Below are 12,045 nucleotides of genomic sequence, written 5' to 3'. Positions count from 1 at the left end.
CCACCCTACGGGCCGACTGGACGTCGCTCCAATTTATTCCCACAAATTGGTCGGTGGCTGTGCTATGCCCCCAGAGGTACGCTTTTCCTAATAACGGGCTTTGGCAGCAGCCTTTACTGCATTAGTTAATGCAGCTTTTATCGACACTGATAAATTTGTCGTTATAGATAATAAATTTCTGCCCTTTCAGCCTAATACCTGCATGGGTCAGCGTATCACCGGGGCGTAGGTATTCGGTTATGCCTTCCTCATCGGTGCTATCGCAGCCAGGCTTGAGCAGAAACTTGAAGTAGGTGTTGCCGGTATTCGTCAGCGTCCCACGTTGCGAATCAAGCCGATAGGCGAAGTTACTTTGGCGTGGACGCACCACCAGAATGGTGTCCATCACCACTATCGGCTCCAGATTGACGCCAGTGGCCTGGCGCGCCGCCGGGTCGATAAAACGAGTCGGAATTTCGCGGAATGACACCCGGTAATAACGCTCACGGTTATCCTGTGGGCCACGATAGAAGAATTTGTAATACTCACCCTGTCCTGCCTGCAATTGGAGCTGGCGGGGAGCAAACAGCAGTTCTCCATCTGCTGGGCGACTGCGTGCTTCATTTTCTCCCGGCCGGTCAATCGCACGCAGGGTCACCTGATAAATACGTGCACTGCGATTATTGTTCAGCACCCGTTTGGCTGTGAACGATTGGTCTTGGTCCATGGCGAACGTCAGCGTGCCGACATTAATGGCCGCCACGCTAAATGGCAGACACAGTAACCAAAACAGCCAGATTCTCACGATGTCGCCCCTAGTTAATATTGCGCCAAGTGGCTTCAACGTGGATCTCACCGGCAGCGCTAACGTCGCCGAACCAACCACGGCCTTCTACCGTCCTCAGTGAGACCGGGTTGTTCATTGGAATACTAAACTTCACACGGGTTTTGTTCAGGATGCCAACCTCACCGGAAATGTCATTCCACGGCGTGCTGCTCCATAGCGCATTGGTCATGTCATGCCACTGTCCATCGCAACCGGCGTCATAGCGTTGTTCGCTGTTAGTGCTGGTGGTTATGCTTAGCGTCGCAGGGAACGGAACCCGTGTCTGACTATCCGCCGAGGAAAACACGCAATAACTCACTCCGTTGATGACCTGCGTCGGCCCGGTAGCCATCACTCTCACTTGATCGGCAGCCGTCTTCGCGCTGGTAGTAACGATATAACCGAACTCCAGCGGCGGCTCTGTTGCACCGACATAGCCCTCCCGATAGGGACGGTTGTCGAAGTCATCAGCGATGATGCTGATGCTGAAATCACGTGGTTTGATGATGAGCTGATTAGAGGTGGAAAACTCATACCAGCCAGATTCCGGCGAGGTCGTATTTTGAAAACGGAAATTAATTAATTCACGGGTGCCACTGTCGGAAATACCCAGTTTCACCATCTGTTTAAAGAAATTACTGCCGAAAAAGACGTAGATCGCGTTGCTACTCTTCAGCTCGTTAAAGGTGTAATAGCTGCCTGTTCCTGAGGTATTTTTCCAGCTATTGCCGTTCAGGCTGAACTGCAAGTCAGCCGCGTTAACCGCCGACGTCAGCGCGGCATTGTTGATCGCCGGAAACACATGAATGGAGGTATTACTGACGCTGCCGTCGGTCTGCAGATCGTAACTGACCATTTTACACATGATGCCAGTGCGTGAGCCGATAGTCTGATTTTTGCAATCGGCATTACCCTCACCGATGATCGGCACGCCATCGCTGTTGACGAACACTTCCGACACCGCGTTGGTATTGATAAAACGCAAATGGGCTGCCTTGCTGTGGGTCACGGTACGTTTATACCAGTTGCCTCTGGCTTGATTTTGGCAACGTTCCCCGTTACTGGCATCGTAAACATCGGGAGACTGACAGCTATTGATCTCCATGCTAAATGCATCACCCGCTGCCAATTGCTTCAAATATTGATAGAAGCTCGGTGACATCATACCGTGCATCCATTTGGCCCCACCAGAAGTCACCACTGCCCCATAAAACCCCTTTTCATCGGTGCTTTGCGGCAAAATCAGACTGGTATCCATATTACAACCTGAATACCAGTTAATGCAGCGCAGCCCGAGGAACGGATTCTTGATCGGCGCATTTTCCAACCACATGTCAAAGCGGTTGTTCGCCGACAGCCCCGTGTTGTAGCCGTTATCCACATAACCCAGGCTTTGCTGATAGATAGTGCCGGACCCGCCGTATTTTAGCCCGGTCCATTTATTGGCGCCTGTCATGCGCGGGTCCAACGCCCCTGCGGGGGTGACAAAAAAATTATCGTCAGCGTTGTTCTCGACGAATACAAACTTCACTGTCGCGGCATCAGGCCAGTTGGTGACGTTCACCGCCTGCAGTGGAAATGCAGCCATCAGCATGAGCAACAACGTAGCCTTAACCTTCATTGGTCATTTCTCCTGCTTGCAGATTGCCGGCGTAGGTTTTCAGCCCAATGCAAATCACGTCACCGACCCAAACGGCGCCTTGCGCCTTACTCAAGTCCAGACCCACTTCGCAGCTTTGATCACCGCTGTGGGTAAAGTCGATCACCGGGAATTTCTTATCGACGTCCATGATAAATTCGCCTTTTTCATCGGTGCGGGTACGGCCGATATGATTTTTGATGTAGGCGTTAGCCAGCAACGTTCCATCTTCGGCTTTGATACGGCCGAACACCGTCACCATCTGTTTAATTTCCGGCGAGATCACCGCTACGTTGCCTGGATACAAGGTCAGCTTGCTCTTACGCTTCGTGACAATATCAAAGCTTTCTGCCGAGTTTTTATTGTTCATCAGTTCGACTTCGTACTGGCCATAAGGCGATAGAGGGACATAGTTCTTATTGCCGGTCAGCTTCACTGTCCGCCCGTCCACCCGGGCAGTTAGCATGCCGTCGTTTTCAATACCGGTGTTAAAGATGATGCCTGCATTGCCCTCATTCCTACCGCTGGCCGCAATATCACGCCCCTGCCAACCAACACTGCCGCTGGCACTCAAGCTTGAGTTAACATAACCGTCGGCAGAGCTGCTGACGTTGACCGTACCGGTAGAATACTTGGTGTCAAAACGCGCATAAGCACCGCCGTTCACGCTATTATCGCCGTGTGTATCACCGGAAATTGCACGCGACAAGTTGGCCCCGACGGTGCGGATCGGTCCGTTTTGAATGTCTTTACGTGCGGCCAGATTGGCAGTGGTGTAACCGTTCTGGTTTGAAACCCCAGCACTGAGCCAGTTGCCCATCGGCAGTGTGAAATCCAGAGCGACGTATTTTCCGGTATTGGAACGGTTACCGCCGTTGTTATAACGCTGTACCCCGGCACGCACGCCCAGCGTGCCGAAACGGCCGGTGAAAATATTCTGGTAATAATCTGCGTTGTAATAATGGCTATCGTTCTTTTTATCGTCGTTGTAACTGAGGCTTAAACTCCCAAGCGGTGACCAAAGCGCACCAAAGTTCATCGTGCCGCCGATGGCGCGATTATGCGCATCGTTTTGCAGCAACTTGTCACCGATCACCGTTTTTTCCTGGTTGACCCACAGGCTACTAAAACCGCCGGGTAGCGCAGCGCTAACGCTATTGACCATGCTCCAGGAGCTGTCAGACGCCGCCATGTTCTGCACATTGAACTGAATAGACTCGCTCAGCGGTACGCTGAGACGGCTTTCGCCAACGGCATTGCTGTCAAACGAGTAACCGGACAACGCCCAGTTCAACGTATGCAGGTTACCGGTTGCGGAAGCACCGATCAGATAAGAATCTTTTGCCGGTCGATGACGCTGGCCATCACCACGCCAATCATCCATGCGGATCATTCCGCCCCAAAACTGCCACGCCAAAGGTGCGTTGGTACCACGGTTAGGGCTAAATAATTTGTTCACCCGCTGTATCCGCTTGTCTATCACCCTGCCGTTGGCCACCACTTCGACTTCAACATCATAAATACCGTAGGGCAAATTGCCGGTGTCTACTTCATGGTTACCCATGGCAAAGTTCTGCACGCTCAGCAACCGTCCATCACGGGATAAATGTACTTCGCCTGCCGAGGGGAAAAACGCCACGATTGGCGTCAGCGACTGGCTATTATCGAAAACGGTAGAGTTGGCACGATTGCCATAAGACATGCCGTAAATCTTGCTGGAGTTGACGGTGGTAACAGGCCCCAGCGATTGTAAATTCCAGCTATCGAGCATCCCAGCGGCAAAACGGCGTCCGGCAAAATCGCGTTCATACATCACTTTATACAGTGTGGCATTCTCATCACCGCTGCCGATGCCATACACTGAGCCGTTCACTTCCACATGATGCTCACGTAGGGCAGTAACACTGTTGAGCGATAAATAACTGGATGTATTCCCTTCACTGGCGCGGGTACGGTTATCATAAACCCCGAAGTTATAGTCCAGCGTACTACTGATGGCATCCACGCTGGATGCGCCGATATCGCTAGAGCGCGCACGCAGCAAGGTTCCCATCGCGGACTCTTTCACTACCAATTGCAAATTAAGCTGACGAAAATCCAGCGCCAACCACGCATCTTCGGTCAGGGCGATACGCTGCTTTTGGTCAAATTCCACATCCTGCAGCAGTTGCAGTTGCTTGATGGTCTCTGCGGTCAGCGGCGTACCCTCATCACCGTCTTCCAGTGTGACCTGGCGGATTTTTAGATGATTGTTATCCAGGTACAAGAAAGCATGGCCGATTCGAATATCGTCTTTTACACCGCTGTTTTTTTCAAAGTGCAGCAATAACGGGATGCTCATACCCTCCCGTAACGCCAGACTGAAGGTTTGCGGGATCAACACACCATCAATTTGAGTCAGCCCAGCAGCAATCACGGATTGGCCCGGTAACAACACTGCGGGGAGCAATATCGCACCAGTGGCAAACAACATTTTCAACAGCACAGTATCCAGCGCATCTTTCACGTCCCACTCCCTGAGTTCTTTTTATGAGTCCCGTTCCGCATTGACCTCAAAGTGGATCATGCTCTGCGCTACTTCACCGGAATAAACTGCTCGCCATGCCACAGGGCTATGCGGCCTTTTTTATCGGTGACGTCCACTTTGCTAAAACCGCGTGTCTTACCCGGCATGACAAAGTAGTTTTCCTTGCAGTCATTACCGTCTTTCTTGTTGCGGCAGTTACCGTAGGCGACCACCTTGAAGGTGGCGTTACCGCTGTTTTTTATCTGGCCGTTGGTAAACTGATAGTTGAATTGATCCTGTCTTGGCGCCACAACCAAAATGGTGCCAATACGCGCCGACGTCGTTGCGACAGCATTGCGTTTAGCCGAATTTTGGCCCACGTCACTCAGCGCCTGATCAAACCAGACGATGCGGTAATAGCGTTCCTGGTTATCGTTAGGGCCTTTGTAATAGAAGCGAATCACATCGCTGGCGTTAGCTGGCAATATCAAACTGGCTGGTGACAGCAACATTTCATCTTTGCTGCCCATCGCGATCACGGTACCGGACTCCAGCGGGCTTGAAATACGCTCGATTTTTATGTTCACCAAACGACCGCTGTCAGTGGTATTTTTGATTTCTTTACTCAGACGCACGCTATCGCTGTGCATGAAAGAGCTAATTTCACCGACATCAAGCGCAAGAACAGGTTGAGACAGCGATAACAACAGGAGAGCGATGCGTTTCATGACGGTATTCCAGTAGCATGCTTCAGTAGCGATGAAAAATAGAGGGGTACCAATATCCGTCGTTCAAGAGATTGACATACCCAAGGCAACCCGAGGTGGGCATCCTGATCGAAAGCCCATCCCCGGTTCCCCTAATACTGTACGTATGTCGCCAATATTAGGGGTGCCTCCCTGTTTTGCTGTGGCAGCTTAAGGGATCAAGCTGTCCAGGTAGCGTTGAACTCGACGCTCACATCACCACTCCAGATACCCTCTGGCAGAGCGCTGAAGTCAGTCACGGCAGTGGTGCCGTCTGAGGTAGCACCGATGATGCTAAAGGTGAATTGATCTTGTGCACTGGTACGAGAAGCTTTGTCGTAAGCGTTAGACAATGCGCTCAGGTTACCGCCCAGGATGCCGGCAGAAGTGTCGATCATGGTGGTTTCAGCCGTTTTCTCTACAGCAGCCCCGTTGTAGGTCACGCCAACGTCCAGGGTAGAGCCAGAGGTGTCGAGCTGAGTCAATTTGTTGGAAACCAGTTTGGAGGTCAGTTTGAAGGCGGTAGCGGTAACATCCCCTTCCACGGTCACGTCAAACAGACCTTTCTGGCTGTTAAAGCCCTTAATACCTTCTGCATAGTTGAAAGACAGACTGCCGAGTGGGGTAACAACCAGTTTGCTGGTGGTGTCTTTCTTCGCGGTAGCAGACCAGGTCGCCAACGCTTGAGCAGTCACGTCAGCTGCTTGTGCCGTGCTAACTGCTGCGAAGGCTGAAATGATTGCCAAAGCCAGTGTAATTTTCTTCATGGTAAAACTCCCTTCAACTTTAAAATGATTGTGCGTCCATTAGCGTGACGTGCTTTAGTCAGTCACTTACATGAGTGCTTTTAGCCAGTCTGCCTGACGAGAGAAATACTAACCCCATGAAGTCAAAAAAGAATCATTAACTATCAAATCACAAATATTTAGATTTTAATTCCAATATTAATATTTAAATCGCCTTTGTTAACATTAAAAAACCAGACGATAAGCTCAGTAAGAATAAAATGCTTATTGTTTTCCGTGCCAATTGCGCTACTTTTTCTGTATATAAAACGCACTGACGCACCAAGTCAAAATAGGGTTGACCACATTATTTTTTGTAGGATGTTTAATTTGATTTAAATCAATTTTTGCCAGAACGGCAGGGAGGAGAATCAATACGTCGTCTTACGCAGGAAATATCATTCGCTGCCGACCCATCTTAAAACAAGATATGCCGGCAGCCGATTTCAAACAGGTTGTTGGATCCTAAAGGCCAAAATCAAATACATAAATCCAGCCTGGTTAAGGCCCAGCTTGCGCATGATATTCAGTTTATGGGTGCTAACCGTTTTGTAACTGCGATGGGTAAGGCTGGCAATACGTTGCGGATTGGCGCCGGCAATCATCATTGCCAGTATTCGCCATTCACTGCGAGAAAGCGATTCTACAGATGGATGTAGCACAGCCTTAATACTCGGGCTACGATAGCCTGCCCCCGTATCAGTGGCAGCGATGGCATCAAACAGACAATCCAAAGAATCCTCTTTCGCGACCAAAGATAAATGCACGTGTGTAGACAAAATGGTCAATATGCTGGCATTAGTCACTGACGTAAATATTATCAATGATGTATTCGGCCAGATATCATTTATCGTCAGAATGTAACGTAATACATCATACAAACTTTCACTTTCATTATACAATTCCATAATTAGTATTTGCTTCTCATTCTCCTTCAATTCAGCATCTATTCCCCTTGTGCTGTGAACAAATTGATAGTCTATCGGCTCGGGATCAATAAGTGCCCGTAATCCTTTTCTCACCCAGGGATTGGGTTCAAAAAAGAGAATAGCCTCCCTGAAAGTGGTATTCGTCATAATCCATTACCATAAATTAGGTATAAAAGTAGCGATTGAAGCGGAAATTTTAGACATTGCCGGTTAACAGAATATAAGACTTGCGTCGAATAAATGCTGCATTATTAACCAAAAGGCGAAAGTTAAGTATTTAATATTACGGTAATAATATTGGCGGCATATTCCTTTCCCCCGGGGCGGCGTTCATCCTGACACCGATTAATGATTAATTGATAATTGCTGCGTTGTCGCTTTCAAGACCTGAACAAACCTCTACCCTGTGCTCACGCAAAATGCGGCAGCGCAGAACAAATAGTCGGGAAATGCCGGAAATGTATGAGCGTACCTGATTACTGCGCACTACCAGCAAAAACTCGTCACCGTTGCATTCTGCCGCCTGCATACCGGCATAAGCCAGAATATCGCGGCTTAGACCTGTACCGACCATAGTCGAAGCCCCCGGCATAGACATAAACACCTTACAGCTGTTGGCTTTACCCAGATAGATTTCCTGTCGGGCAATCGAGCCAGAAAGGTAGGTCGTGATCCCAGCCACCAGCATGATCACCCCTAACGCGACGACGCTAGCTATCGCCCACCAGCGTAAAGAGTAGCCGGCATACACTGCCCCCTCTCTTTCAATATCTTTTGTTGAGTGCGTTATTTCCGGTTTGGGTGATATGCGCGGAGTGAAGGGTATTTCTACGTCCGGTGGCCGGCTTTCAGGCCCTTCGCAAGACTCAACCATAATTTCATAGCGCAACATAAAACCCACCTTGGGGACGGTAGCGATTACCTCATCCTCAATACCCAGGTTTTTAATTACCCGACGTAACTTACTCACACATTGGTTAAGATTATTGTTACCTGAAACCATCCCGTAATCGTCCCAAACCTTCTTGAATATCACGTCACGGCTAACGGCCTCACCGTGATGTGCAAGCAATAGCAGCAGCAATCGCTTTGAAGGGTTGGAAATAGAGATTGGATCATCAGAGAACTCCGTCAGGCTCAGGGTACCCGTATCCGCATCAAAAATTATGTGATCGTTTAATCTATATTTCATTTTTTCACAGGTTTCACTCTAGTGATTATTTATCGCCTGGCGCTAAATGTTAATAGAACATTAATCAATATTTAATCAGGTTGATTTTCAAAGTGTGGCCCTCAACGACAATGACTATCAATTAACGCCAAAATTAGATGTTTTTCCACCTTATCGCATTTGATATAAGATTTTTCTCATAAGCCTTAACCAAAGATTATACAAACATCACTATCATTGATATATTTATATGTAAAATAACTTAAAGTTAGTTTTTTGTTTTGTAAATTACCACCTTTAAGCTAAAAATCCTCACCATTCATTTAATGCAAGTACTTTTAATAGGAAAGTAATGAAAGGTGAATTTTGACCACATTGGATTCAGCCCAAAAATCAGCGTTAAAACGCGAAATTTATGCGATAAAAGGCAGGATTCATCTTTTGATTCGGTGGTGATTTAGCAAACTGCGAGGAAAATGAAAGGAAATAGTTACGAATAAAATACGATATCAGTTCCGCCTAATGGCTTCAGATGAGTATCACGTAAACGCATGAATACAGGGAATACATTACTCTGAGACAGGAAATACCAGACTGAAAACAATACGTGCAGATTTATCATATTCAGTGCAGTGGACGATCGCCGTACCGCCATGCAGCGTCATGATCGCCCGGACAATTGCCAGCCCCAAACCGCTGGCGTGGTTACCGGCACTGCGGGCAGCATCAGCACGGTAGAAACGATCAAACAGCTTATCCCTATGAGCCGGTGCAATCGGCGGCCCCTGATTAACCACCTGTATCGCGACTTCTCCAGTCGCTTGAACGTCAACCCGTAACCGTATCCGGCTGTTTTCGTCGGCATAACGCACAGCATTAGATACCAGATTGCTCAAGGCGCGCTGGAACAACATGGCGTCGGCCAGCAAGTGCCCTTCTCCCTGACAAACCAACGTAATCCCGCGCTCCTCCGCCAAGCCTTCGAAATAGTCGGCTACCCGCTGCAACTCTTTTGCCACGTCGAGACGGCTATAGTTCAGTACCGCCTGCCCCTCACCGGCACGCGCCAAAAACAGAATGTTTTCCACCATGCGGGAAATGCGTTCCAGTTCATCCATGTTATTCGACAGTAGAGTTTCATACTCTTCCACGCTGCGTGACTGATACAACGCCACCTGACAATGCCCCATCAGTGCACCCACTGGAGTACGAATTTCATGCGCTAAATCGGCGGAAAACTGAGTCAGGCGCTGATAACCTTCGTTCAGACGATCGAGCATGGCGTTGAACGAACGGGTCAACTGTTGCAGTTCCTTCGGTACCCCTTGTTCACTCAGACGGGTCGACAGCGTATTGGGCGTTATCACTGCTGCCTGAGCCGCCATACGCCAGAGCGGTTGTAATCCGCGCCTCATCACCCAATACCCTAGCAACGCGATCAAGATAAATGCCACAATAACAGCCGCCACTATCCGCCAAAGGTAACGCGCCAGCATCTTCTGTTCGTTGATCATCACGTGGGCAGCCGAGATTTGCAGCAGGTTACCGTCTTCCAGCTTGATAAGCGCCGACGCGACGCGTAATGGCACACCTTGTGCCGTCTGCCCACTTTGTACCGCACTCAACCGTTGCGGTGTATCAATGGGCGTTGGTGTGATCGGCGGCAGGCTCAGTTTGGCGGGGTTAACATTGATTAACGGCTTTTGTCCCGGCTGTTGAAAAATCAGCACATCCTGCTCGTTACCCAACATATTTTCAAACAACCCGGTATTCGCCGTCAGCTGCTCGAGAGGGAAACGCTGACTAAGCAAATTGCGGTAATACTCGACCCTACCGGTGACCTGTAAATCGCTGCGGGTGATCATCTCCTGACGCATCGCACCATACAGATACCACCCCGCACCGCTGACGACCAATGCCGCGACCAGCGCAAACAGCATGGCACTGCGAAGCGTCAGCGACAGTGAACGCCAACGTTGGGTGAGTATTTTCATGAGCGCGGCTCACAAACGTAGCCAATGCCACGCACGCTGTGGATCAGCTTGACGTCAAACGGTCGATCAATCTTTGCGCGCAACCGCTTGATCGCCACATCCACTACATTGGTATCACTGTCAAAATTCATGTCCCACACTTGGGACGCAATCATGGTGCGCGACAGCACCTCACCTTCCCGTCGCACCAGCAGATGCAACAGCATAAACTCTTTGTTTGTCAGTGGAATTACCACGTCTTGCCGCACGGCTTTACGCCGCAGAACGTCAAGCTGTAAATCGGCAATTGCATAGTGGTCGGCTTCTCGCACCGTACCGCGACGCAGCAACGTCCGTAGGCGCAGCACCAACTCAGTAAAAGAAAAGGGTTTAATCAAATAGTCGTCAGCGCCCAACTCCAGACCATGGATACGGTCCTGCACCCCGTCGCGTGCGGTCAAAAACAGAATTGGCACGTCGCTTTTCTTGCGTAGAACCTCAATAATCTGCCAGCCATCCAACCCTGGTAGCATTACGTCGAGCACGATAGCGTCGTAACCATGCTCCAGCGCCTGAAACAGACCATCGGTACCGTTACGCGCCAAATCGACACTATATCCCGCTTCCGCCAGCCCTTTCTTCAGGTAATCGCCCGTGCTGATGTCATCTTCAACCACCAGTATTCGCATTGTCATCACCTCATTACACCAACGGAAATACTAGCAGTTTCGGCGGACATTCTTGATGACATTAATGTCATCAAACAGACATGGTGCTGTCCCCATTGTTCAACCATGCTTAATCGGCAACCTTAACAGAGGAAAACTTTATGATTACCCGTCATCGTTTTGCCGGTTTGCTGCTGTCTACCCTCATGCTGTGCAGCGGGGTCGCCGCTGCGGCCCAGACAACAGGAAAGGTCATTGCCCCACTGCGTGGCACTATCGATCAGGTCACCGACAGCAGTCTGCAGGTCACCGACCGTAAAGGGGAAAAAGTCAGCGTTAAACTCAACGATCAAACCCGGGTGCTGAGCGTCTCGAAAGGCACTCTGGATGACATCAAGCCGGATAGCTTTATCGGTACCGCTGCGGTACCACAACCTGACGGTACACTGAAGGCGCTGGAAGTACATGTCTTCGCCGCCAGCCTGCGCGGCACCGGTGAAGGGCACTCCGCCTGGGAATCTGCCGACGGCAAAGTCGATACCATGACCAACGGCACCGTTGGCAAGCTGATTAAATCCAAGGGCCGCACGCTGACTGTGACCTACGGTAACCAGCAGAAAACCGTTAACGTACCGGAAGATGTACCGATCGTCACCCTGGATCCCGGCGACCGCAGTCTGTTAAAACCAGGTGCACACATCGTGCTGTTCTCAGCCACGGACGACAAAGGTGAACGCGTCGCCACCCGTATTTCCGCTGGAAAAGACGGCACCGTTCCACCGATGTAATTAGGTTGTGCCCCGCCATTGGCAATGTAATGACG

General features: G+C 49.9%; 10 protein-coding genes. 1 reads left to right on the top strand and 9 read right to left on the bottom strand.

Translation table 11 applies throughout. From position 1 onward, the window contains the following. Positions 1–121: 121 nt before the first annotated feature. The 9 genes from SGR01S_RS07860 to SGR01S_RS07820 form a co-directional block, all read right to left on the bottom strand. Positions 122–784 (bottom strand): fimbria/pilus periplasmic chaperone, encoded by a 663-nt coding sequence (locus SGR01S_RS07860; protein ID WP_037424542.1) that lies wholly within the window; start codon positions 782–784, stop codon positions 122–124. 10 nt (positions 785–794) lie between these two features. Continuing rightward, positions 795–2,426, bottom strand: coding sequence for a fimbrial adhesin EcpD (gene ecpD, locus SGR01S_RS07855; protein WP_037424540.1), 1,632 nt, complete (start codon positions 2,424–2,426; stop codon positions 795–797). Continuing rightward, positions 2,416–4,917 (bottom strand): fimbrial biogenesis outer membrane usher protein, encoded by a 2,502-nt coding sequence (locus tag SGR01S_RS07850; protein ID WP_061807294.1) that lies wholly within the window; start codon positions 4,915–4,917, stop codon positions 2,416–2,418. Before SGR01S_RS07850 ends, ecpD begins: the two co-directional genes overlap by 11 nt. Positions 4,918–5,018: 101 nt before the next feature. Beyond that, positions 5,019–5,678, bottom strand: coding sequence for an EcpB family pilus assembly chaperone (locus tag SGR01S_RS07845; RefSeq protein WP_061807045.1), 660 nt, complete (start codon positions 5,676–5,678; stop codon positions 5,019–5,021). A gap of 197 nt (positions 5,679–5,875) precedes the next feature. Further along, the gene (gene ecpA, locus SGR01S_RS07840) at positions 5,876–6,463 is read right to left on the bottom strand and encodes a common pilus major fimbrillin subunit EcpA (protein ID WP_037424538.1); all 588 of its coding nucleotides are present in this window, start codon (positions 6,461–6,463) and stop codon (positions 5,876–5,878) included. Positions 6,464–6,927: 464 nt separating this feature from the next. Next, complete coding sequence (locus SGR01S_RS07835; RefSeq protein ID WP_061807044.1) at positions 6,928–7,557, bottom strand: helix-turn-helix transcriptional regulator; 630 nt, start codon at positions 7,555–7,557, stop codon at positions 6,928–6,930. Between the two features lie 205 nt (positions 7,558–7,762). Then, positions 7,763–8,602 (bottom strand): winged helix-turn-helix domain-containing protein, encoded by an 840-nt coding sequence (locus SGR01S_RS07830; protein WP_061807043.1) that lies wholly within the window; start codon positions 8,600–8,602, stop codon positions 7,763–7,765. Between the two features lie 548 nt (positions 8,603–9,150). Further along, on the bottom strand, positions 9,151–10,575 hold the full coding sequence (locus SGR01S_RS07825) for a heavy metal sensor histidine kinase (protein WP_037424533.1): 1,425 nt from the start codon (positions 10,573–10,575) through the stop codon (positions 9,151–9,153). Beyond that, the gene (locus SGR01S_RS07820) at positions 10,572–11,243 is read right to left on the bottom strand and encodes a heavy metal response regulator transcription factor (RefSeq protein ID WP_061807042.1); all 672 of its coding nucleotides are present in this window, start codon (positions 11,241–11,243) and stop codon (positions 10,572–10,574) included. Before SGR01S_RS07820 ends, SGR01S_RS07825 begins: the two co-directional genes overlap by 4 nt. Before the next feature lie 140 nt (positions 11,244–11,383). Between SGR01S_RS07820 and SGR01S_RS07815 the strand changes: the two genes are divergently transcribed. Further along, on the top strand, positions 11,384–12,010 hold the full coding sequence (locus SGR01S_RS07815) for a hypothetical protein (protein ID WP_061807041.1): 627 nt from the start codon (positions 11,384–11,386) through the stop codon (positions 12,008–12,010). Positions 12,011–12,045 lie beyond the last annotated feature (35 nt).

The sequence above is a fragment of the Serratia grimesii NBRC 13537 genome (assembly GCF_001590905.1).
Classification (GTDB): domain Bacteria; phylum Pseudomonadota; class Gammaproteobacteria; order Enterobacterales; family Enterobacteriaceae; genus Serratia; species Serratia grimesii.
Note: the sequence above shows the minus strand (reverse complement) of the source record. Positions and strands in the feature narration are given on the sequence as shown.

What these genes read in the sequence shown, in the direction of transcription:
- SGR01S_RS07825 (WP_037424533.1), bottom strand. Translation starts at nt 10,575, where the DNA reads ATGAAAATACTCACCCAACGTTGGCGTTCACTGTCGCTGACGCTTCGC.
- SGR01S_RS07845 (WP_061807045.1), bottom strand. Translation starts at nt 5,678, where the DNA reads ATGAAACGCATCGCTCTCCTGTTGTTATCGCTGTCTCAACCTGTTCTT.
- SGR01S_RS07815 (WP_061807041.1), top strand. Translation starts at nt 11,384, where the DNA reads ATGATTACCCGTCATCGTTTTGCCGGTTTGCTGCTGTCTACCCTCATG.
- SGR01S_RS07835 (WP_061807044.1), bottom strand. Translation starts at nt 7,557, where the DNA reads ATGACGAATACCACTTTCAGGGAGGCTATTCTCTTTTTTGAACCCAAT.
- ecpD (WP_037424540.1), bottom strand. Translation starts at nt 2,426, where the DNA reads ATGAAGGTTAAGGCTACGTTGTTGCTCATGCTGATGGCTGCATTTCCA.
- SGR01S_RS07850 (WP_061807294.1), bottom strand. Translation starts at nt 4,917, where the DNA reads ATGTTGTTTGCCACTGGTGCGATATTGCTCCCCGCAGTGTTGTTACCG.
- SGR01S_RS07820 (WP_061807042.1), bottom strand. Translation starts at nt 11,243, where the DNA reads ATGCGAATACTGGTGGTTGAAGATGACATCAGCACGGGCGATTACCTG.
- ecpA (WP_037424538.1), bottom strand. Translation starts at nt 6,463, where the DNA reads ATGAAGAAAATTACACTGGCTTTGGCAATCATTTCAGCCTTCGCAGCA.
- SGR01S_RS07830 (WP_061807043.1), bottom strand. Translation starts at nt 8,602, where the DNA reads ATGAAATATAGATTAAACGATCACATAATTTTTGATGCGGATACGGGT.